Below are 20,332 nucleotides of genomic sequence, written 5' to 3' on the forward strand. Positions count from 1 at the left end.
TGAAGTTTCTCACGGATCAACGATGAACCTCTCGCGCCTCGCCCTGCCCTTGCTCCTGCTGCCAACCGCCAGCACCCTCGCCGACACCTTCGAGCGCGATCAGGCGCTGAAGCTCCCCGACACACTGATCAGCGCCAACCGCCAGGTCGAGGCGCGCAACGACAGCAGCGCCGCCAACACCGTGTTCACCCGCGAAGACATCGACCGCCTGCAACCGAGCGACGTGCCTGATCTGCTGCGTCGTGTACCGGGCGTGCAAGTAGCGCAGGCTGGCGGGCGCGGCAGTCTGCCGGGGGTTTACATTCGCGGCACGCAGTCGGCGCAAAGCCTGGTGCTGGTCGATGGCCAGCGCATCGGCAACTCAACGTCCGGCGACAGCAATCTGCAACATCTGAACATCGAGCAGATCGAACGCGTCGAAGTGCTGCGCGGCTCGCGCTCGGTGATTTACGGCAGCGACGCGATTGGCGGGGTGATTCAAATTTTCACGCGCCGAGGCAGCGAACCAGGCTTGCAGCCGCGCCTGCACCTCGGCTTCGGTAGCCATCAAACCTGGGAGCGCAGCCTCGGCCTGTCCGGCGGCGATGAGAAAACCCGCTTCAACCTCGGCGCCAGCCTCGATGAAACCGCCGGAATCGATCGCACGCACGACTCATATCCCAGCGACGGCGATGACGACGCCTACCGCAACAAATCCCTCAGTCTGAGCCTCAGCCACGCGCTGACCGAGAACATCGAAGTCGGCGCCAATCTGCTGGATAACCGTGGCAAAAGCGAATTCGACAACCCGTTCGGCCGCTTCGACATGGACACATTCGAGTCGGTGCAACAGCAGCCGTACAGCGATTTCAATGTCAGCAGCCTCAGCAGTTATGTCGATGCGCGGATCAACGAAACCTGGAAAACCCGCCTAGAGTTCGGCCACACGGAGAATCGCGAGAAGACCCTCGACAAGCTCAGCGACGAGCGCACCGTATTCAACACCTACCGCGATTCGGTGAACTGGCAGAACGACCTGACGCTCGACGCACGCAACAGCCTGATCCTCGGCGGCGACTGGTACGAAGACCGGATCAACAGCAGCACTGCGTTCGACGAGGACAGCCGTTGGAATCGCGCAGCGTTTATCCAGCATCGCTATCAGGCCGACAGTTTCTCCACCGAACTGGGCCTGCGCCACGACGATAACCAGCAGTTTGGTAGCCAGAACACCTGGAGCGGCACCTTCACCCTGCCGCTGAACCCGGACAACGATGTGCTGCTCAGCTACAGCGAAGGCTTCCGTGCGCCGACCTTCAACGACTTGTACTACCCCGATTTCAGCAACCCGAAGCTGAAACCGGAAACTTCGAAGAGTTACGAACTGCAATGGCGCAGTCAGTTGAATGACAACACCCGCCTGGAAGCCTCGATTTATCGCACCGACCTGGAAGACGCGATTATCTTCGGCAGCAACTCACGCCCGCAGAACGTTGCATCGGCGCGGATCAATGGCTTTGAAGCGACAGTAAAGCAGGATCTGTTTGGCTGGCAGAGCAATCTTGGCGTGGCAATCATTGATCCGCGTGATCGCGATACCGGGCATACACTGGCGCGACGGGCGCGGCGCACGGCCAGTTGGGATCTGGATCGGCAGTTCGATCGCTTGGGGCTGGGCGCCAGTTGGCAACTGGTCAGCGGCAGTTACGACGATTTGAACAACACCCAGTCCCTGGGCGGCTACGGCACGCTCGGACTGCGCAGCAGTTGGGCGCTGAACCGTGAGATCAAGCTCGACTTGAAGGTGGATAACTTGCTGGACAAGGATTACAGCCGGGCGAATTACAGTTATGACGGCGGACAGTATGGCTATCGCGAGGAAGGCCGGGCGTGGATGTTTGGGGTGACCTGGACACCTGAACTCTGATCCTTGATTTGTGCTGGATTGACTGGCCTTTTCGCGAGCAAGCCCGCTCCCACAATGAATCTCGGTTGCACCTCAGATTCATGGTTGAAACCAATCAAATGTGGGAGCGGGCTTGCTCGCGAATGGAGGCGACGCGGTCTACCGGTCAGGCGCGATCAACCGGCAAAGCTTGGCAGTGGCTTCGACCATTTGCCCGCTAGGTCTCTCAAGGCCTTTGTCGGCAACCGTTAGCAATCGCTCCTGCCTGACCGCCGCCACCTGCGGCCACACCTTCCACGCCTCAAGCTGCGCCTGATCGCCAGCCAGAATCACCTCGGGATCGCGCTGCAACACCGCTTCCACACTCACTTGCGGCGCCGGCAAATTCAGATCATCGAACACATTGCGCGCCCCGCACACTTGCAACGCATCGCTGATGATTTGCCCGCCACCGACGGTGTACAACGGCTTGTCCCAGACCTGATAAAACACCCGCAACGGCACGTCACGGCGATAGCGTTGGCGCAGGGCATCGAGTGTCTGGCGCAGTTCGGCTGCGCGCTGGACGCCACGCTCAGGCCGACCGAGTTGTTGGGCAATGGCTTGGATCTGCGCGGTGAGCTGGTCCAGAGTGTGCGGTTCGGCGACGAAGGTCGGTATGCCCAGACGCTTTAATTGATCACGCTGTGCCGGGCCGACGCTGCCGGGCCAGAGCAGCAACAGATCAGGGGTGAGGCTGAGCAAGCGCTCCATGTCGAGCTGGCCATAGCGACCAACAGAAGGAATATGGGCAATCGCCCCTGGCCGTTCGCCGGCGTCCAGCACACCGACCAGCAGGTCGGCGGAATCCAGCTCAACGACGATTTCGGAAAGCGACGGTGCGAGGCTGACCACGCGCAACGCGGCCAGCGCCGGGCTGCTCAGGGCAAGCAGCAGAACCGCCAGGCACAGACGGTGCATCAACCGAGTTGACGCGGAATACGGTAGAGGTAGAACAGCACGGCGGTGGACAACGCCAGCAGCATCAGCGGTACGGCTTCGAGACCGACGAACACCGCCAGAGCACCGATCCACGCGGGCAACGACGCCACCAGGAACGCCGTGCGCCGGCACGCCGCGAGGGCAATCCAGGCGGCGGGTTCATCGGTGGTATCGAGGGCTTTTTGCGTGGCGATCAGTGCATGTTTGTAGCGACCGAAATACTTCAGGCTGACAAACATCGAGGCGACGCCGGCGATGAACAGGGGCATCGCCAGCACTGGCAGCAGGCCCTGGCCTTCGCCGAACAGCGCGTTGAGCACGAACAGCGGCAGCAGGGCCAGCGCCAGGTATTGCCACCAGGTCACCGACAACCGCCGCCGAACCTGACCGCGAGTCACGCGCGGTCGACCTCGCCCTGATGCTCGTTGCCCATCATGTGGTCGAGCTTGCTGGCCTTGGTCGCCAGATAGAGTTTGTTGTGCGGGTTATGGCCGGTGTGCAGCGGCACGCGCTCGGCGACGACGATGCCCATGTCAGTCAAAGCTTTGACCTTGCGCGGGTTGTTGGTCATCAGGCGCAGGGATTTCACACCCAAGTGCTCGAGCATCGGCAGACACATCGCATAGTCGCGCTGATCGGCAGCGAAGCCCAGACGCTCGTTGGCTTCAACGGTGTCGGCGCCGCCGTCCTGCAATTCGTAGGCGCGAATCTTGTTCAGCAAACCGATGCCGCGCCCTTCCTGGCGCAGGTATAGCAGCACGCCACGGCCTTCGCGGGCGATCGCCTGCAGGGCGGCGTCCAGTTGCGAGCCGCAGTCGCAACGCTGGCTGAACAAGGCATCGCCGGTCAGGCATTCGGAATGCAAACGGCCGAGTACCGGAGCGCCGTCGGCAATTTCACCCAGGCTCAGCACGACGTGCTCGCGGCCGGTGCTTTCATCGAGAAACCCGTGCATGGTGAATTGCGCATAAGGCGTTGGCAGCTTGCAAGCGGCAACAAAGACGACAGGCACCGGTGTGCTCCTGATCTAAAAATTCTGAAAATTCGCAGGCCGGCATTGTAACAGCAGCTTCCTGCCGACGCTTAGGCTGAATTATCGGGCATAACGATCAAAAAGTTTGATGACAGACTGCCCTGCATCGGTCCCTTGTAGGAGTGAGCCTGCTCGCGATAGGGGTTGATCAGGCGACATCATTGTTGAATGTCAGTCCGCTATCGTGAGCAGGCTCACTCCTACAGGGGATTTGTGTTGGGCTTCAGTTCGGGTTGAACGGATACGGCTGCTGCCACTTCTTGAAGATCGGCTTCAACTCCCCGCTCTTCACCAGTTCCGCCATACGCCGGTCATACAGCGCCATCAGCGCCCGGGCCTGTGGAGTGTCGGCGAACCCGAGAAACAGCGGCAACTCGGCAAGATGCGAATAACGATACTGAGCCGGGTCGGCGGCGTTGCGCACCACGGCTTCCACCTCGGTCAGCGCATCGATGTAGTAATCCGCGCGCCCCTGCTTGAGCATCGACAGAATGCCGCTACGCCGTTCGATCTGGTTGTAGCGTTTAATGTTCGGCAAGTAATTTTCATAGCGGTAACCGCGCACCCAGGCCAGCCGATACTGGCCCAGCGTGGCCGGGGTCGGCTGGGGATGACTTGCCAGGCCGAGGGCGTAGATATGATCGGAGTCGAAATGCCACTGCGGGTACAGGACGTGCTCGGCTTCGTCACGGTAGGAGCCGACCAGCGCGTCGACTTCCTTCAATTGCACCAGCCCCACCGAGCGCGTGTACGGCACCGTGCGCATATCCAGTTGGACCCCGGCCGGTTCGAACACCTTACGCAACACGTCCCAGGCCAGACCATGGCCGTCGGCAGCCGTATAGTCTTCCCAGTCTTCGCTGGCCAGATGGATCACCGCAGGCAAAGGCGCGGCCTCCTGCGCTTGAGCAACGGCGCCCTGCACTACCAGCACCAGCAGCGCCAACCAATGTCGCACCATCAATCTGCCCCTCACTCAATCCTGATTCGGATCAGGCGAACACCCACACCAGCCCCTGCATTGCCAGCCAGGCGAACACACCGGCCAGCACGTCGTCGAGCATGATCCCGACGCCACCGTGCACATGCTTGTCGATCCAGCGAATCGGCCAGGGTTTGAGAATGTCGAAGAAACGGAACACCAGAAAACCCGCAAGCAACCAATACCAGCCTTCCGGCACCAGCCACAGGGTGATCCACATGCCGACCATTTCGTCCCAGACGATGCCTTCGTGATCGTGCACGCGCAGGTCGTCGGCGACCTTGCCGCACAGCCAGAAGCCGAACAGCATGGTGATCCCGAGCATCAGCCAGTAGCCCCAGTCGGGCAGCATCTGCCACAACGGAATGAACGGTAGGGCCACCAACGAGCCCCAGGTGCCGGGCGCCTTGGGCAGCGTGCCCGAGCCGAAGCCGAACGCAAGGAAATGCCAGGGATTGCGCCAGACCGACGGCGGCACGAATTCGGCCGGAACCTGTTTCGGGTGATCTGTCACGGTGTCTCCTGAAAATGTTGGTAGCCGCGAATGTGCGGGGTGATGTCGTGCCCTTCGCGGTCGTGCAGCACCACGCCCTCGCCCGGCACCACGCGACCGATCTCATGGATCGGCCAGCCGTCGGCCAGCAGCGCCGGTAACTCGGCGGACGGCAAGGTGAAGACCAGTACGTAATCATCGCCACCGCTCAGCGCCGCACGCTCGGCGCCGCGCTGACCGAGAAACGCGACTAAAGCATCCGACAACGGTACGCGCTCGCGTTCAATCTCAAGCCGAACCTTCGACGCGAGGGCGATATGGCCGCAGTCGGCGAGCAGGCCATCGGAGATGTCCAGCGCCGACGTGGCCTTGCCTCGCAGGGCCTGACCGAGGGCGAGTTGCGGTTGTGGCGACCAATAATGATCAAGCAACGGCCCGGCAATTTGCGGTGCGGCGTCCCGTTGCCCGAGGACCAGCGGCAAGGCGCCGGCCGCATTGCCCAGTTCGCCGCCGACACAGAGCAGATCGCCCGGCTGTGCGCCGCTGCGGGTCAAGGCCTGGCCCGCGGGTACGCGACCGAACACAGTGACCGTCAGGCTCAGCGGCCCACGCGTGGTGTCGCCGCCGACCAGCGCCACGCCGCAGGTTTGCGCCATGCGGTTCAAGCCTCGGGCATAGGCTTGCAGCCAATCGGCGGTTACCGTCGGCACAGTCAAAGCAAGAGTAAAGGCTACGGGCGTGGCGCCCATGGCGGCCAGATCGCTGACCGCGACGGCCAGCGAGCGCTGACCGAGCAGAAACGGATCGCAGGGGTCGGCAAAGTGCACGCCGGTCACCAGCGTATCGGTGGAAATAGCCAACTGCTCCCCAGCGGGAACCGCCAGCAAGGCGCAGTCGTCGCCAATCCCCAGAGCAACGCCCTCGCCGCCCTGCGCACAAGGCGCGGCGGCGAAGAAATTGCGGATCAGCTCAAATTCGCCCATGGCTGAGAAAAAGTGCTCAAGCGCCAATCAGCGCTTGAACGCCTTCACTTCAGCTTCACGCAGGCGCGGGGCCAGCTTGTCGAGCACGCCGTTGACGAACTTGTGGCCGTCGGTCGAACCGAACACCTTGGCCAGCTCGATACCTTCGTTGATCACAACGCGGTATGGCACGTCGACGCGCTTGAGCAGTTCCCAGGTGGACAGGCGCAGAACCGCCAGCTCAACCGGGTCCAGCTCTTCGATCGTCAGATCCAGGCAAGGCGTCAGGGCGGTGTCGATTTCGGTCTTGAACTGCGGAACCCCGTGGAGGATCTCGCGGAAATAGGCGCCGTCGACATCGGTGAAATCGTTATCAACGCGAAACTGCGCTTCGATCTCGTTCAGCGATTGCCGGGCCATGTGCCACTGGTACAGCGCTTGAGTGGCGAGCTGACGGGCTTCGCGACGCTTGACGCTTTTCGAGGGCTTGCCGGCATCCGCAGGTTTCGGATCGCGCGGGTTGAAACGATCGCTTTCGTCGCTAATCACTTGGCCTCCAACTGCGCCAGCAGGCTGACCATTTCCAGAGCGGACAGGGCAGCTTCGGCACCTTTGTTACCGGCCTTGGTGCCGGAACGTTCGATGGCTTGCTCGATGGAATCAACGGTCAGGACGCCGAAGGCGACCGGTACGCCGAATTCCATGGACACCTGGGCCAGGCCCTTGGTGCACTCGCCTGCGACGTATTCGAAGTGCGGAGTACCGCCACGAATGACCGCGCCGAGGGCGATGATCGCGGCGAACTCGCCTTTCTGGGCGACTTTCTGCGCAACCAGCGGGATTTCGAAGGCGCCCGGTGCGCGGATGATGGTGATGTCGCTTTCGCTCACGCCGTGGCGAACCAGGGCATCCACGGCACCGCTGACCAGGCTTTCAACCACGAAGCTGTTGAAGCGGCCCACTACCAGAGCGTAGCGGCCTTTGGGGGCGATGAAGGTACCTTCGATGGTCTTCAGGGTCATTCGTCAGTTCTCTTAAAGAGCCGGGACGCGTCTGCTACGCGTCCCTCAGTGATATTTAGCCACGAATAACAGGGGCGGAAATACCGCATTGCCGTTCAACTACACCCTGTGGCGAGGGGATTTAGCGAAACGTCGCACCGCCCCGCTGGACTGCGCAGCAGGCCCCTATTTTTGGCCTGCTACGCAGTCCAACGGGGATAAATCCCCTCGCCACAATCGGTGTACACCAGCAATACGAATCTCCGGGTCATTATTCGGAGGGCACGTATTCTACAACTTCCAGATCGAAACCGGATATCGCATTAAATTTCATCGGTGCGCTCATCAAACGCATTTTGCGTACGCCGAGGTCACGCAGGATCTGCGAACCGGCACCGACGATGCTGTAGGTGGTCGGTTTTTTCGTCGGCGCCTGATCAGCGGTTTCACGAATATGCGCCAGCAGCACGTCTCCATCGAGCGGGTGACCGAGCAGCAGCACCACACCGCTGCCGGCCTCGGCCACCGCGGCCATGGCGGCGCGCAGGCTCCAGCGGCCCGGCTGCTTGACCATCAGCAGATCGCGCAACGGGTCCATGTTGTGCACGCGGACCAGGGTCGGTTCCTCGGCGCACACGGTGCCCAGGGTCAGCGCCATGTGCACGTCGCCTTCCACCGAATCACGATAGGTCACCAGGTTGAATTGGCCCAGTTCGCTGTCCAGTGGCTGCTCGGCAATCCGCTGAACGGTACGTTCGTGGATCATCCGGTAGTGAATCAGGTCGGCGATGGTGCCGATCTTGATGTTGTGTTCGGCGGCGAACGCTTCCAGCTCGGCGCGACGGGACATGGTGCCGTCGTCGTTCATCACTTCGCAGATCACCCCGCTCGGCTCGAAACCGGCCATGCGCGCCAGGTCGCAAGCCGCTTCGGTGTGACCGGCGCGAGCGAGGGTGCCGCCGGCCTGGGCCATCAGCGGAAAGATGTGGCCCGGGCTGACGATGTCTTCAGCCTTGGCGTCCTTGGCGGCAGCCGCCTGCACGGTGCGCGCGCGGTCGGCGGCGGAGATGCCGGTGGTCACGCCTTCGGCGGCTTCGATCGATACGGTGAACTTGGTGCCGAAACCGGAACCGTTGCGCGGCGCCATCAGCGGCAGCTTCAACAGCTCGCAGCGCTCGCGGCTCATCGGCATGCAGATCAGGCCACGGGCGTGCTTGGCCATAAAGTTGATGTGCTCAGCCTGGCAGCATTCGGCGGCCATGATCAGGTCGCCTTCATTCTCGCGGTCTTCGTCATCCATGAGGATGACCATCTTGCCTTGGCGGATGTCTTCAACCAGTTCTTCGATGCTATTGAGCGCCACAAGGCACCCCCTTCTTTTAAATTATTTGAGGTAGCCGTTTTGGGCCAGAAAACTTTCGGTGATCGTGCTGCCGGTAGTTTTCTCGGCGGCTTTGTCACCCAGCAGCAGACGCTCCAGATAACGCGCCAGCAAGTCGACTTCCAGGTTCACCCGGCGCCCTGGCTTGTACGAAGCCATGATGGTTTCGCTGAGGGTGTGCGGAATGATCGTCAGCATGAATTCGGCGCCATCGACTTCGTTAACGGTCAGGCTGGTGCCGTCGACAGTGATCGAGCCTTTATGAGCGATGTACTTGGCCAGCTCTTTGGGCGCGCGGATGCGAAATTCCACGGCGCGGGCATTGTCGCTGCGCGAGACCACTTCGCCGACGCCGTCGACGTGACCGCTGACCAGATGCCCTCCCAGACGCGTGGTCGGGGTCAGGGCTTTTTCCAGATTGACCGGGCTACCGCTTTTCAGGTCATTCATGGCGGTGCAATCCAGGGTTTCGCGGCTGACGTCGGCGGCAAAACCGTCGCCCGGCAACTCGACCGCAGTCAGGCAAACGCCGTTGACCGCAATGCTGTCGCCCAGTTTGACGTCGCTAAGGTCGAGCTTGCCGGTTGCCACGTGGACCCGCACATCACCGCCCTTTGGGGTCAGTGCGCGGATACTGCCGATGGATTCGATGATGCCGGTGAACATGGGGTTCTCCTTGAGAACTGGGCCAGCGCTTACGCAATGGCCGGGAATTATACGCGGGCCGAGGGGACAGGGATGGCAGTGACTCGCCAGTCATCGCCCACCGCACGGATTTCAGTGATTTTCAGCTCTGGGGCGTCCTTCATATGGGCCAGCGGCCAGTCCAGCAACGGCCGCGCCGTGGAACCGAGAAACTTGCCGGCAATGAAAATCACGAACTCATCGACCAGGCCGAGCTGGGCAAAGGCACCGGCCAGGCGCGGGCCGGCCTCGACCAGCACTTCGTTGACGCCGCGACTGGCCAGTTCGATCAGCAACTGATGCAGATCGACCTGGCCGTCTTCACCCGGCACGATCAGACATTCCGGACCATTGGCGTACTGTTCTTCGACGGCGACGCAGGTAGCAACCAGCGCCGGGCCAGCCTTGAAGAACGGCGCATCCAGCGGCACCCGCAGGCGACCGTCAATCAACACGCGCAACGGCGGGCGGCTCATGGCCAGAGCGGTTTGCCCGGGATCCAGGCCCAACTCGTCAGCGCGCACGGTCAATCGCGCGCCATCGGCCAGCACCGTATCGGCGCCGGTCAGCACCACCGCAGCCTCAGCGCGCAAACGCTGCACCGCGGAACGCGCGGCCGGGCCGGTGATCCATTGGCTCTCGCCGTTTTCCATTGCGGTGCGCCCGTCCAGGCTCATCGCCAGCTTGACCCGCACGAACGGCAAGCCGTGTTCCATGCGTTTCAGGAAACCTTGATTGAGCTGGCGCGCCTCGCCTTCGAGCACACCACTTGCGGTGGCGATGCCGGCCTCGGCCAGGCGCTGCAAACCGCGTCCGGCAACTTGCGGGTTCGGATCGCGCATTGCCGCGACCACCCGTCCCACGCCAGCGTTGACCAGCGCATCGGCGCACGGCGGGGTCCGACCGTGATGGCTGCACGGTTCGAGGGTCACGTAAGCGGTGGCGCCCCGGGCCAGCTCTCCGGCAGCGCGCAAGGCGTGGACTTCGGCATGGGGTTCGCCAGCGCGCTCATGCCAGCCTTCGCCGACAATCTGCCCGTCACGCATCACCACACAGCCGACCCGTGGATTGGGATGAGTGGTGTAGTGACCTTTGCGCGCCAGTTCAAGCGCGCGGGCCATGAAATGGGCGTCGAGGATGGCTTGCTCGGCGGCAGTGGTCATTCTTTCACCGGCTCGCGGGCGAGGCGGTCGATCTCTTCGCGAAACTCATTGAGGTCCTGGAAGCGCTTGTACACCGAAGCAAAACGGATGTAGGCGACTTCATCAAGCTTTTGCAATTCAGCCATGACCAACTCGCCGACCACGAGGGATTTGACCTCGCGTTCGCCGGTGGCGCGCAGCTTGTGCTTGATGTGGACCAGAGAGGATTCGAGGCGCTCGACGCTCACCGGACGTTTCTCCAGGGCGCGCTGCATGCCGGCACGGAGTTTTTCTTCGTCGAACGGTTGGCGGCTGCCGTCGGTTTTGATCAGGCGCGGCAACACCAGTTCGGCCGTCTCGAACGTCGTGAACCGCTCGCCGCAGGCCAGGCATTCACGCCGGCGGCGCACCTGTTCGCCCTCGGCGACCAGACGCGAGTCGATGACCTTGGTGTCGTTGGCACCGCAGAAGGGACAGTGCATGGTGGCTGGCAACAAAAAATGGGAGGGCCATGGTAGCGCATCCCGGTGGCAAGACAAGCCATAGGCTTTGCGGTATACAGAACGGCATGATCGTCTGATCCATGGATTTCATTTTGCCGGAGCTTCCAATGCCGTTACGACCGCTCGTTTTGCTCAGTCTTTTCAGCCTGCTGGTGGCCTGTGGCAGCGATGCGCCCAAGCCGCAACCGCCGACGCCCGGTCCGGCCCCACAGCAGGCCCAGAAAAAAGCCAAAGAGGCCGCCGAACTCGGCCCGCTGCCGGCGCATCAGCGTGAACTGAGCGGCACCCTGCAGGGCGTGCCGGCCGGCGCCGAAGTCGAACTGGCGCTGCTGGTGATCGATGACAAGGACCGCCCGCAACAATTGCTCGCCAGTTCCAGCCTGATCGGCAACAACCAGATCCTGCCCTTCCGCCTGCGCTTCAACCCGCAGGCCTTCCCGGCCGGCGCGCGGGTTGAACTGCGCGGTCGCGCCAGTCAGTCCGGCCAATTGATCCTGCATCTGCCGTCGCAGACCATCACCCAGCCAACCACTCAAGCGCTGGGCCAGTTGCAATTTGTCAAAGCGCCATGAAGGCACCGCTCGACCTCCAGCAGGCTCTGGGTGAATTGCTCGGCGACGCCAGACTGAAAGCCTGTGCGTTGCCAGGCAGTGACTTGCAGTTATGGCTGATCGACGGCGACAACATGGCCCGCGAGTTCAGCCAGGAAGAAACCCGGCGCATCCTGCATGAGCCGCCCTATTGGAGCTTTTGCTGGGCCAGCGGTCTGGCGGTGGCGCGTTATCTGGTCGAGTTTCCCGAATGGGTACGCGGCAGACGCGTGCTGGATTTCGGCGCCGGCTCCGGGATCGCCGGCATCGCGGCGGTGAAAGCCGGCGCGCTGGAAGTGGTGGCCTGCGATCTGGATCCGCTGGCGATCGCAGCGTGCCGGGCAAATGCCGAACTCAATGATGTGCAGATGGGCTATTCGACGGATTTCTTTGCCGAGGCCGATCGCTTCGATCTGATTCTGGTCGCCGACGTGTTGTACGACCGGGCGAATCTCCCGCTGCTCGACGCGTTTCTCAGTCGCGGCCGCGAGGCGCTGGTGGCGGATTCGCGGGTGAGGGATTTCCGCCATCCGTTGTATGAGCGGATTGAAGTGCTTGAGGCGATGACCCTGCCCGACCTCGCCGAGCCGGAAGAATTTCGGCATGTCAGCCTCTACCACGCCACCCGCGCATGATCGTTCCCACGCTCTGCGTGGGAATGCAGCCCGGGACGCTCCGCGTCCCTTCGTACGGCGTGACGCAGAGCGTCACCGGAGGCATTCCCACGCGGAGCATGGGAACGATCAGTGTTACGGCTTTCAGCAGCCCCTCGCGAAGCTTTATAGTGAGCCCATCCACGCTTTTACGAGATCCCCCATGAGTCAGCAAACGCCGTACATCTTCGACGCCACGACTGCCGATTTCGACCAGTCGGTGATCGAAGCCTCCTTCAACAAACCGGTGCTGGTGGATTTCTGGGCCGAATGGTGTGCGCCGTGCAAGGCGCTGATGCCGATGCTGCAAGGCATTGCCGAGAGCTATCAGGGAGAGCTGCTGCTGGCCAAGGTCAATTGCGACATCGAGCAGGACATCGTGGCCCGCTTCGGCATCCGCAGCCTGCCGACCGTGGTGCTGTTCAAGGACGGGCAACCGGTCGACGGCTTTGCCGGTGCGCAGCCGGAGTCTGCGGTGCGCGCCCTGCTCGAGCCGCATGTGCAAATGCCGCCACCTGCCGCCGCCGATCCGTTCGAACAGGCGCAGGCAATGTTTGACGAGGGTCGTTTCGCCGACGCCGAAGCCGCGCTGGTCGCCATGCTCAATGAAGACAACAGCAACGCCAAGGCGCTGATCCTCTACGCGCGCTGCCTGACCGAGCGCGGTGAGCTGGGCGAAGCGCAAACCGTGCTCGACGCGGTCAAGAGCGACGAACACAAAGCTGCGCTGGCCGGGGCCAAGGCGCAGATCCAGTTCCTCGGTCTGGCCCGCGACCTGCCGGACGCCGCCGATCTGAAAAGCCGCCTGGCGCAGAATCCGCAGGACGATGAAGCGGTGTATCAACTGGCGATCCAGCAACTGGCGCGCCAGCAATACGAAGCAGCGTTGGACGCCCTGCTGAAGCTGTTCATCCGCAATCGCAGCTATGGCGAAGGCTTGCCGCACAAGACCTTGCTGCAGGTGTTCGAGCTGCTGGGCAATGATCACCCGCTGGTAACCGCTTACCGCCGCAAAATGTTCGCGGCGTTGTACTAAGCGCTCACTCGATCCAGCTGTAGAGCGGCGTATCCCCGCCGCTCACTACTTTCACATCAGCGCTGTGGCGCAAACGCACCAGCAAGCGCTTGCCCGCCGCCGCGCTGCCCGTCAACGCTTCGAGCTGATCAAGCAGATCCGGCCCACTGAGTTGCCCAGCCTTGCGCAACAAGTCTTTCGCCACCTGCCACAACGCATCGTCCTGATTCTGCGGCTTCGCCGCCGGGACTGGCGCGACCGCTCCAGACTGCGCAATCGGCGCCTGCCCGCTGAGCGCCGAACCGAGCCTGGCCCAATCGCTGTCATCCAGCTCCACCGTCAAATCCACCGGCACCTCGCCGACCGTTCCGCGTATCCGCAACATCGAGTTCGCTCCTGCACTTTTCTGGCCTGCATGCTCCCACGGGACTTGTGCAACGCCAAGCGCACGGGCACACTCTGCGCACTTTCGTTATAAGATTACATAACAAACTTTTCACTTTACCTCCCGGAGTCCGCCATGCGTCGTCTGCTGCTCGCTTTGCCGTTTGCCCTGTTGCCGCTGGCCATCGCCCATGCGGCTGATGAGCACGATCATGATCACGACCATGAGCACGGTAGCCTTGGCGCCCATGAACATGGCGTGGGTCGCCTGAATGCCGCGCTCGACGGTCAGACCCTGGAGCTGGAACTGGAAAGCCCGGCGATGAACCTGGTGGGTTTTGAACACGCCGCCACATCCGACGCGGACAAGGCAAAAGTTGCTGCTGCCCGTGCGCAGCTTGAAAAACCGCTGGCCCTGTTCAGCTTGCCAGCGGCGGCCGGCTGCAAAGTGGTCAGCCAGGAACTGGAAAGCCCGCTGTTCGGTGACAAACCGGATGCCGCTGATCACGATGAAGAGGAAGCGGACAAGGAGGGGCATGAGCATCATGACGACCACAGCGAAATCCATGCGCACTATCAGTTCAGTTGCGCCACCCCGGGCGCGTTGAAAACCCTGGATCTGGCGAACCTGTTCAAGACCTTCCCGGCGACGCAGAAAATTCAGGTACAACTGATCAGCGCCAGCGGCCAGCAAGGCACGGAAGTGACGGCGAAGGCGGCTGCCCTTAAATTCTGAATATTGTAGAGATCCCCTGTAGGAGTGAGCCTGCTCGCGATGAGGCCAGCACATTCAGCAACTGTGCTGACTGACCCACCGCCATCGCGAGCAGGCTCACTCCTACACAAGGGCCACGCAACTACCCGATCGGTTTCAAATGACCCAAGCACTCATCGAACTGTCCGACCTGGGCTTCAACTGGCCCGGTCACCCGCCGTTGCTGGACATCCCGGCGTTTCGCCTGGAAGCCGGCGAAACCCTGTTTCTCAAAGGCCCCAGCGGCAGTGGCAAGACTACCCTGCTCGGCCTGCTTGGCGGGGTGCAGAAACCCGGTCGTGGCAGCATTCGCCTGCTCGGCCAGGAACTGACCGAACTCTCTGCCGGCAAGCGCGACACCTTTCGTGTTGATCACACCGGCTACATTTTTCAGCAATTCAACCTGCTGCCGTTTCTCTCGGTGCGCGAAAACGTTGAGCTGCCGTGTCATTTTTCCAGGCTGCGTGCGCAACGGGCGAAACAGCGCCACGGCAGCATCGATCAGGCCGCCGCGACCCTGCTCGCCCACCTCGGCCTGAAAGATCAAAGCCTGCTCGGCCGTCGTGCCGATTCGTTGTCCATCGGCCAGCAGCAACGGGTGGCGGCAGCGCGCGCGTTGATCGGCCAGCCGGAACTGGTGATCGCCGACGAGCCGACCTCGGCGCTGGATTACGATGCCCGGGAGAATTTCCTCCGGCTGCTGTTTGCCGAATGCCGCGAGGCCGGATCGAGTCTGCTGTTCGTCAGCCACGACCAGAGTCTGGCGCCGCTGTTCGACCGTCACCTGTCCCTGGCCGAACTCAATCGCGCCGCCACGTCCGCCGAGGTCTGAGATGTATCTGTTTCGTCTGGCCATGGCCAGCCTGGCCAACCGCCGCTTTACTGCGTTGCTCACCGCTTTCGCCATCGCCCTGTCGGTGTGCCTTTTGCTTGCCGTCGAGCGCGTGCGCACCGAAGCCAAAGCCAGTTTCGCCAGCACCATCAGCGGCACCGACCTGATCGTCGGCGCCCGTTCCGGCTCGGTGAATCTGCTGTTGTATTCGGTGTTCCGCATCGGCAACGCCACCAACAACATCCGCTGGGACAGCTTCGAACATTTCGCCAGTAACCCGAAAGTGAAGTGGGCCATCCCGATGTCCCTCGGCGACTCCCATCGCGGCTACCGCGTGATGGGCACCACGCAAGCCTATTTCGAGCATTACCAGTACGGCCGCCAGCAGCATCTGGCCTTGGCCGACGGGCGGGCGTTTGCCACCGATCCGTTCGAAGTGGTGCTCGGTGCCGAAGTCGCCGAAGCGCTGCACTACAAACTCGGCGACCAACTGGTGCTGGCCCACGGCGTGGCGGCGATCAGTCTGGTCAAGCACGATGACAAACCGTTCACCGTGGTCGGCATTCTCCAGCGTACCGGCACGCCGGTGGACCGCACGCTGCACATCAGTCTCGGTGGCATGGAGGCGATTCATGTCGACTGGCACAACGGCGTGCCGGCGCGCGGCAACGGCCGGATCAGTGCCGATCAGGCGCGCAACATGGACCTGACGCCGCAGGCGATCACCGCGTTCATGCTCGGCCTCAACAGCAAGATTTCCACGTTTGCGCTGCAACGCGAGATCAATGAATACCGCGGCGAGCCGATGCTGGCGATTCTGCCGGGCGTGGCCCTGCAAGAACTGTGGAGCCTGATGAGCACGGCGGAGAAAGCCTTGTTTGTGGTCTCGCTGTTCGTCGTGCTGACCGGATTGATCGGCATGCTCACGGCGATTCTCACCAGCCTCAACGAGCGTCGCCGCGAGATGGCGATTCTGCGGTCGGTGGGCGCGCGACCGTGGCACATTGCAAGTCTGCTGGTGCTGGAAGCGTTTGCTTTAGCGCTGACCGGAGTGATCGCCGGGCTGGCGCTGCTGTACATCGGCATCGCCGCTGCGCAGGGTTATGTGCAGGCCAATTACGGTTTGTATCTGCCGCTGGCGTGGCCAAGCGAGTATGAATGGACGCTGCTCGGTGGCATTCTGGCAGCCGCGCTGCTGATGGGCAGCGTGCCGGCCTGGCGCGCGTATCGCCAATCCCTGGCCGATGGCCTGTCGATCCGTTTATGAGGACATTCACCATGCCCCGCGCCCTGCTTGCGCTGCTGATGCTGGTCGCCCTGCCCGTGTGGGCAGCGGCACCGAAAGACCTGACCTGGTCGGAGATGATCCCGCCGGACGCCGCGCCGGAAGTGCCCAACATGACGCCGCTGCACGACTTGTCGAAAATGGGCGACGCGCTGTCTGCCGAAGCCGCGCCGGCAGCGAAACAGGACATGCCGAACGCGCCGGTGGTGCAGAGCCTCGACGGCCAGAATATTCGCCTGCCCGGCTACATCGTGCCGCTGGAAGTCAGCGAAGAGGGGCGCACCACGGACTTTTTGCTGGTGCCGTATTTCGGCGCCTGCATCCATGTGCCGCCCCCGCCGTCGAACCAGATCGTGCATGTGAAAAGTGAACTCGGTGTGAAGCTCGATGAGCTGTATCAGCCGTACTGGGTTGAAGGGCCATTGCAGGTGAAAGCGTCGAGCAGTGAGCTGGCCGATGCCGGGTATCAGATGGAGGCGGACAAGATTTATGCGTATGAGCTGCCGGAGTGAACCTGGCAGTTTTGTGTTGATTGAGCCATAGCCTTCGCGAGCAAGCCCGCTCCCACATTTGGAATGCATTCCCCTGTGGGAGCGGGCTTGCTCGCGAAAAAGCCAGCACGGGCGCCACAAAAAACCAGCCCTTCACTGTTTCATTGAGCTGAGTCAAAACACCGTATCAGACGGCTTCGTACCCTAGGACATCGAATCTTTTCAAGTCCTTCGGAGCCCCCATGAACAAGTCCTTGCTCAGCGCCTCGCTGCTTGCCCTCGCGCTCGCGGCCCCGCTCGCCCACGCCCACGAGGCCGGTGACATTCTCATTCGCGCCGGTGCGATCACCGTCAACCCGAAGGCCGACAGCTCCAGCGTCAAGGTCGATCAGGGTCCGTTGCGCGGCGCCGACCTGGGCGGCAAAGCGACGATGAGCAGCGACACCCAACTGGGTCTTAACTTCGCCTACATGCTCACCAGCCACGTCGGCATCGAACTGCTCGCGGCCACGCCGTTCGAGCATGACGTCAAGCTCAAGGGCACTGCCCTGCCAGCGGCCAACGGCAAGCTCGGCACCCTGAAACACCTGCCGCCAACCCTTAGTGTCGTTTACTACCCGCTGGATTCGAAGTCGGCCTTCCAGCCGTATGTCGGCGGCGGCATCAACTACACCTGGATCTACGACGAGCACGTCGGCAGCGAAGCGAGCGCCAACGGCTTCAGTAACTTCAAGGCGAAAAACTCCTGGGGCCTGGCGTGGCAGGTCGGCGCCGACTACATGCTCACCGACAACATCATGCTCAACGCCCAGGTGCGCTACATCGATATCGATACCCGTGCGACCGTCGAAAACAATGCCGTTGCCCCGGGCACCCGTGCGCGGGTCAATGTGGATGTCGATCCGTTCATCTACATGGTTGGTTTGGGCTATAAGTTTTAATGAACATTCGCGTGGTGGTGAATGCGGGCTAATGTGGCGAGGGAGCTTGCTCCCGCCGGGTTGCGAAGCGACCCCCAAACCGGCAAAAGCGGTGCTTCAGAAAAACCGCATTGACTGGAATGGCGACTGCTCTGCAGTCGAGGCGGGAGCAAGCTCCCTCGCCACAAGAGTTGCCAAACATTTGAAGCAACATCTCGCCCACAAAAAAGGCGCCTGTAAAGGCGCCTTTTTTGTTCAGATTCAGCGCCCGAGCAAGCGCGCCAACCCCACACTCATCGGCGTCTGCGGCGGCATTTCAAAGCGCTCCAGCAACCGCCGGTTATCCGCCCGCGAATGGCGAATATCGCCCGAGCGCGCCGGCCCGTAACTCACGGGGGGCAACTCGCCAACCACCGATTCCAACGCTTCCAGCATCTGCTTCAGACTCATCGCCTGATTCCAGCCGACATTCACCGCGCCTTCCTGTACTTCAGGCTTTTCAATCGCCTGCACCAGCAAATCGACCAGATCCCCGACATAGAGGAAATCGCGGGTCTGCTCGCCATCGCCAAACACAGTGATCGGCAGACCTTTCTGCGCGCGCTCGCTGAAGATACTGATCACGCCCGAGTACGGCGAGGACGGATCCTGGCGTGGGCCGAAGATGTTGAAGAAACGGAAAATCGCCGGTTCCAGAGCATGCTGGCGACGATAGAAATCGAAGTAATGCTCACCGGCCAGTTTGTCCGAAGCATAGGGCGTCAGCGGTGCTTTCGGCGTGTCTTCGTCAATCGACTCGCCCTCGCCGTTGTTGCCGTACACCGCCGCGCTGGAGGCATAGACCACACGTTTGACCCCGGCCAGGCGCATGGCTTCGCAGACATTCAGCGTGCCGATGAAGTTGCTCTGGTGCGTTCTCACCGGATCGTCCACCGAGGCCTGCACCGAAGCCACGGCCGCCAGATGAGCGACAGCAACGCAACCTTGCATTGCCTGCGCGACCAGCGCGGCATCGGCGACATCGCCGACCCGCAGTTCAACCTTCGGATTGTCCAGCGGCAGGTTGCTGCGCTTGCCGGTCGACAGATCGTCCAGTACGCGCACCGCATAGCCCTTGGCGAGCAAGGCGTCGGTCAGGTGCGAGCCGATGAAACCGGCTCCGCCGGTGATTAAAACAGTCCCTTCAGCCATGACGATAAAACCTGTCCAGTAAGGCCGGGAGCGCGGCGCGCCAGGCGCGCGGCTTGATCCCGAACGTGTGCAGAATCTTCTTGCAGGCCAGCACGGCGTGTTGCGGCTCTTCGGCAGCGTCCGGACGGGCGGCGTGCGCCTGCGCGGTCGGTGCTTCGATGGCCAGCGCGTGCAGGCTGCGTGCTTCGGTGAGAATCGCCTGGCCCAGCGCCAGTGGCGTGGTCGCTTCGTGGCCGGCGTAGTGATAGGTGCCCCACAGCGGCGCGGCGCAATCGAGTTGCTTGAGCACGGAAATGATCACCCGCGCAGCGTCGTCGACCGGGGTCGGATTGCCGCGACGGTCGTCGGCCATCAACAACTCTTCCGGCTTTTCGGCTCGGGCGAGAAAACGCCCGAGGGTGCCATCCGGGCTGTCATCGAGCAGCCAGCCGAAACGCAGCAGGACATGTTGCGGGCAGGTCGCGCGCACACTTTGCTCGATCCGCCACAACGCCTGGCCGCGCAGCCCCAGCGGCACGGGCTCGTCTTTTTCGCTGTAAGCGGTGGCGCGCGAGCCGTCGAACACCCGGTAACTGGATGGCTGCACGAGAATTATGTTGTGGTGCTGGCACAATTCGGCGAGGCGCTCGACCGCTCGCTCCTGTCCGGCCATGCGGCTTTCACTGACGGTTTCGGCCTGGAACCAGTCGAAATAGTAGGCGAGGTTGATCAACGCATCGGGACGCGTGTCGTCGAGCAATTGGGTCAGGCTCGCGGCATCCCAGCCGTTTTCGGGCGGGCGGGGGGCGAGGAAACCGATGTCTTCCTCCGCACCGAGGCGAATCAGCGCCTGCCCAAGGGCATTTCCGCCGCCCAGTAACATAAGGCGCATTCGCATAGAGTCAGCAGGCCCAGTCTGATTGGAACGATGGCTTTAGCGACGGAACACGGGGAACCGTCGTCGATAATTGCCGGAATCGTTGCATTTTGCGGGTTTAGTGCGCAACCGTCATCCGTAAAGTGTACATCCGCGGATTTTGCAGCGTCCCGACCGACCCCTTCGCGAGCAAGCTCGCTCCCACAGTTGAAATGCGTTCCCCTGTGGGAGCGAGCTTGCTCGCGAAGAGGCCCTGCCAGCCGCTGGAGATCCCCAGCGGTACTTGCATCTTGCTGCCCCCGCCCGCATAACTT

Annotated in this window: 24 protein-coding genes; 9 read left to right on the forward strand and 15 right to left on the reverse strand. The window is 62.2% G+C overall.

The window, feature by feature from the left end; genetic code table 11:
• Window positions 1-22: 22 nt before the first annotated feature.
• On the forward strand, window positions 23-1,906 hold the full coding sequence (locus HU739_RS25730; protein ID WP_186546756.1) for a TonB-dependent receptor domain-containing protein: 1,884 nt from the start codon (window positions 23-25) through the stop codon (window positions 1,904-1,906).
• A 138-nt stretch (window positions 1,907-2,044) separates the two neighbouring features.
• On the opposite strand, the gene HU739_RS25735 is transcribed toward HU739_RS25730, so the two are convergent.
• From HU739_RS25735 to nrdR, 12 genes are all read right to left on the reverse strand, one after another.
• Window positions 2,045-2,845, reverse strand: coding sequence for a cobalamin-binding protein (locus tag HU739_RS25735; RefSeq protein ID WP_186546755.1), 801 nt, complete (start codon window positions 2,843-2,845; stop codon window positions 2,045-2,047).
• Window positions 2,845-3,264, reverse strand: a complete 420-nt coding sequence (locus tag HU739_RS25740; RefSeq protein ID WP_186546754.1) for an MFS transporter — start codon at window positions 3,262-3,264, stop codon at window positions 2,845-2,847. The genes HU739_RS25735 and HU739_RS25740 overlap by 1 nt, the downstream gene beginning before the upstream one ends.
• Window positions 3,261-3,878: a GTP cyclohydrolase II gene (gene ribA, locus HU739_RS25745; protein ID WP_186546753.1), complete on the reverse strand. Its 618-nt coding sequence runs from the start codon at window positions 3,876-3,878 to the stop codon at window positions 3,261-3,263. Before ribA ends, HU739_RS25740 begins: the two co-directional genes overlap by 4 nt.
• Window positions 3,879-4,122: 244 nt before the next feature.
• On the reverse strand, window positions 4,123-4,860 hold the full coding sequence (locus HU739_RS25750; protein ID WP_186546752.1) for a substrate-binding periplasmic protein: 738 nt from the start codon (window positions 4,858-4,860) through the stop codon (window positions 4,123-4,125).
• A gap of 31 nt (window positions 4,861-4,891) precedes the next feature.
• Window positions 4,892-5,395, reverse strand: a complete 504-nt coding sequence (locus tag HU739_RS25755; RefSeq protein WP_039761886.1) for a phosphatidylglycerophosphatase A family protein — start codon at window positions 5,393-5,395, stop codon at window positions 4,892-4,894.
• Window positions 5,392-6,357 (reverse strand): thiamine-phosphate kinase, encoded by a 966-nt coding sequence (thiL, locus tag HU739_RS25760; RefSeq protein ID WP_186546751.1) that lies wholly within the window; start codon window positions 6,355-6,357, stop codon window positions 5,392-5,394. Before thiL ends, HU739_RS25755 begins: the two co-directional genes overlap by 4 nt.
• 27 nt (window positions 6,358-6,384) lie before the next feature.
• Complete coding sequence (gene nusB / locus HU739_RS25765; protein WP_186546750.1) at window positions 6,385-6,885, reverse strand: transcription antitermination factor NusB; 501 nt, start codon at window positions 6,883-6,885, stop codon at window positions 6,385-6,387.
• On the reverse strand, window positions 6,882-7,358 hold the full coding sequence (gene ribH, locus HU739_RS25770) for a 6,7-dimethyl-8-ribityllumazine synthase (protein ID WP_003228649.1): 477 nt from the start codon (window positions 7,356-7,358) through the stop codon (window positions 6,882-6,884). The genes nusB and ribH overlap by 4 nt, the downstream gene beginning before the upstream one ends.
• Window positions 7,359-7,608: 250 nt before the next feature.
• Entirely contained in the window at window positions 7,609-8,700 is a 1,092-nt protein-coding gene (gene ribBA, locus HU739_RS25775) for a bifunctional 3,4-dihydroxy-2-butanone-4-phosphate synthase/GTP cyclohydrolase II (protein ID WP_186546749.1), read from the reverse strand.
• A 21-nt stretch (window positions 8,701-8,721) separates the two neighbouring features.
• Window positions 8,722-9,384 carry a riboflavin synthase gene (locus HU739_RS25780; RefSeq protein WP_186546748.1) on the reverse strand — a complete coding sequence of 221 codons (663 nt, stop codon included), beginning with the start codon at window positions 9,382-9,384 and terminating at the stop codon, window positions 8,722-8,724.
• Window positions 9,385-9,431: 47 nt separating this feature from the next.
• Window positions 9,432-10,565, reverse strand: coding sequence for a bifunctional diaminohydroxyphosphoribosylaminopyrimidine deaminase/5-amino-6-(5-phosphoribosylamino)uracil reductase RibD (gene ribD, locus HU739_RS25785; RefSeq protein ID WP_186546747.1), 1,134 nt, complete (start codon window positions 10,563-10,565; stop codon window positions 9,432-9,434).
• Window positions 10,562-11,026: a transcriptional regulator NrdR gene (nrdR, locus tag HU739_RS25790; RefSeq protein WP_007910946.1), complete on the reverse strand. Its 465-nt coding sequence runs from the start codon at window positions 11,024-11,026 to the stop codon at window positions 10,562-10,564. The genes ribD and nrdR overlap by 4 nt, the downstream gene beginning before the upstream one ends.
• Window positions 11,027-11,154: 128 nt before the next feature.
• On the opposite strand from nrdR, the gene HU739_RS25795 reads away from it, so the two are divergent.
• The 3 genes from HU739_RS25795 (at window position 11,155) to trxA (ending at window position 13,326) form a co-directional block, all read left to right on the forward strand.
• Window positions 11,155-11,619, forward strand: a complete 465-nt coding sequence (locus tag HU739_RS25795; protein WP_186546746.1) for a YbaY family lipoprotein — start codon at window positions 11,155-11,157, stop codon at window positions 11,617-11,619.
• Window positions 11,616-12,272 carry a class I SAM-dependent methyltransferase gene (locus HU739_RS25800; RefSeq protein ID WP_186546745.1) on the forward strand — a complete coding sequence of 219 codons (657 nt, stop codon included), beginning with the start codon at window positions 11,616-11,618 and terminating at the stop codon, window positions 12,270-12,272. Before HU739_RS25795 ends, HU739_RS25800 begins: the two co-directional genes overlap by 4 nt.
• A 181-nt stretch (window positions 12,273-12,453) precedes the next feature.
• On the forward strand, window positions 12,454-13,326 hold the full coding sequence (trxA, locus tag HU739_RS25805) for a thioredoxin (protein ID WP_186546744.1): 873 nt from the start codon (window positions 12,454-12,456) through the stop codon (window positions 13,324-13,326).
• A gap of 4 nt (window positions 13,327-13,330) precedes the next feature.
• On the opposite strand, the gene HU739_RS25810 is transcribed toward trxA, so the two are convergent.
• The gene (locus HU739_RS25810) at window positions 13,331-13,690 is read right to left on the reverse strand and encodes a hypothetical protein (RefSeq protein WP_186546743.1); all 360 of its coding nucleotides are present in this window, start codon (window positions 13,688-13,690) and stop codon (window positions 13,331-13,333) included.
• 135 nt (window positions 13,691-13,825) lie between these two features.
• Here HU739_RS25810 and HU739_RS25815 point away from each other — a divergent pair, with 135 nt between their 5' ends.
• The 5 genes from HU739_RS25815 to HU739_RS25835 all read left to right on the forward strand — a co-directional run bounded on the left by HU739_RS25815 (window position 13,826) and on the right by HU739_RS25835 (window position 17,992).
• Window positions 13,826-14,425 (forward strand): DUF2796 domain-containing protein, encoded by a 600-nt coding sequence (locus tag HU739_RS25815; protein ID WP_186546742.1) that lies wholly within the window; start codon window positions 13,826-13,828, stop codon window positions 14,423-14,425.
• Window positions 14,426-14,564: 139 nt separating this feature from the next.
• Window positions 14,565-15,275: an ABC transporter ATP-binding protein gene (locus HU739_RS25820; protein ID WP_186546741.1), complete on the forward strand. Its 711-nt coding sequence runs from the start codon at window positions 14,565-14,567 to the stop codon at window positions 15,273-15,275.
• 1 nt (window position 15,276) lies between these two features.
• On the forward strand, window positions 15,277-16,542 hold the full coding sequence (locus tag HU739_RS25825) for an ABC transporter permease (RefSeq protein ID WP_186546740.1): 1,266 nt from the start codon (window positions 15,277-15,279) through the stop codon (window positions 16,540-16,542).
• 11 nt (window positions 16,543-16,553) lie between these two features.
• On the forward strand, window positions 16,554-17,072 hold the full coding sequence (locus HU739_RS25830; RefSeq protein ID WP_186546739.1) for a DUF3299 domain-containing protein: 519 nt from the start codon (window positions 16,554-16,556) through the stop codon (window positions 17,070-17,072).
• A gap of 221 nt (window positions 17,073-17,293) precedes the next feature.
• Entirely contained in the window at window positions 17,294-17,992 is a 699-nt protein-coding gene (locus HU739_RS25835) for an OmpW/AlkL family protein (protein WP_186546738.1), read from the forward strand.
• A 240-nt stretch (window positions 17,993-18,232) separates the two neighbouring features.
• Here the strand turns inward: HU739_RS25835 and HU739_RS25840 are convergent, their stop codons facing one another.
• Complete coding sequence (locus HU739_RS25840; protein ID WP_186546737.1) at window positions 18,233-19,162, reverse strand: NAD-dependent epimerase/dehydratase family protein; 930 nt, start codon at window positions 19,160-19,162, stop codon at window positions 18,233-18,235.
• Entirely contained in the window at window positions 19,155-20,039 is an 885-nt protein-coding gene (locus tag HU739_RS25845) for a sugar nucleotide-binding protein (protein WP_186546736.1), read from the reverse strand. The genes HU739_RS25840 and HU739_RS25845 overlap by 8 nt, the downstream gene beginning before the upstream one ends.
• Window positions 20,040-20,332: the final 293 nt, after the last annotated feature.

It is taken from the genome of Pseudomonas hamedanensis (assembly GCF_014268595.2).
GTDB lineage: Bacteria > Pseudomonadota > Gammaproteobacteria > Pseudomonadales > Pseudomonadaceae > Aquipseudomonas > Aquipseudomonas hamedanensis.

Coding starts and splice junctions, on each gene's coding strand:
- HU739_RS25835 (WP_186546738.1), top strand. CDS start 17,294: ATGAACAAGTCCTTGCTCAGCGCCTCGCTGCTTGCCCTCGCGCTCGCG.
- HU739_RS25730 (WP_186546756.1), top strand. CDS start 23: ATGAACCTCTCGCGCCTCGCCCTGCCCTTGCTCCTGCTGCCAACCGCC.
- HU739_RS25840 (WP_186546737.1), bottom strand. CDS start 19,162: ATGGCTGAAGGGACTGTTTTAATCACCGGCGGAGCCGGTTTCATCGGC.
- HU739_RS25820 (WP_186546741.1), top strand. CDS start 14,565: ATGACCCAAGCACTCATCGAACTGTCCGACCTGGGCTTCAACTGGCCC.
- ribH (WP_003228649.1), bottom strand. CDS start 7,358: ATGACCCTGAAGACCATCGAAGGTACCTTCATCGCCCCCAAAGGCCGC.
- HU739_RS25845 (WP_186546736.1), bottom strand. CDS start 20,039: ATGCGAATGCGCCTTATGTTACTGGGCGGCGGAAATGCCCTTGGGCAG.
- HU739_RS25825 (WP_186546740.1), top strand. CDS start 15,277: ATGTATCTGTTTCGTCTGGCCATGGCCAGCCTGGCCAACCGCCGCTTT.
- HU739_RS25735 (WP_186546755.1), bottom strand. CDS start 2,845: ATGCACCGTCTGTGCCTGGCGGTTCTGCTGCTTGCCCTGAGCAGCCCG.
- HU739_RS25795 (WP_186546746.1), top strand. CDS start 11,155: ATGCCGTTACGACCGCTCGTTTTGCTCAGTCTTTTCAGCCTGCTGGTG.
- trxA (WP_186546744.1), top strand. CDS start 12,454: ATGAGTCAGCAAACGCCGTACATCTTCGACGCCACGACTGCCGATTTC.
- HU739_RS25830 (WP_186546739.1), top strand. CDS start 16,554: ATGCCCCGCGCCCTGCTTGCGCTGCTGATGCTGGTCGCCCTGCCCGTG.
- ribD (WP_186546747.1), bottom strand. CDS start 10,565: ATGACCACTGCCGCCGAGCAAGCCATCCTCGACGCCCATTTCATGGCC.
- HU739_RS25800 (WP_186546745.1), top strand. CDS start 11,616: ATGAAGGCACCGCTCGACCTCCAGCAGGCTCTGGGTGAATTGCTCGGC.
- HU739_RS25750 (WP_186546752.1), bottom strand. CDS start 4,860: ATGGTGCGACATTGGTTGGCGCTGCTGGTGCTGGTAGTGCAGGGCGCC.
- thiL (WP_186546751.1), bottom strand. CDS start 6,357: ATGGGCGAATTTGAGCTGATCCGCAATTTCTTCGCCGCCGCGCCTTGT.
- HU739_RS25810 (WP_186546743.1), bottom strand. CDS start 13,690: ATGTTGCGGATACGCGGAACGGTCGGCGAGGTGCCGGTGGATTTGACG.
- nrdR (WP_007910946.1), bottom strand. CDS start 11,026: ATGCACTGTCCCTTCTGCGGTGCCAACGACACCAAGGTCATCGACTCG.
- HU739_RS25815 (WP_186546742.1), top strand. CDS start 13,826: ATGCGTCGTCTGCTGCTCGCTTTGCCGTTTGCCCTGTTGCCGCTGGCC.
- HU739_RS25780 (WP_186546748.1), bottom strand. CDS start 9,384: ATGTTCACCGGCATCATCGAATCCATCGGCAGTATCCGCGCACTGACC.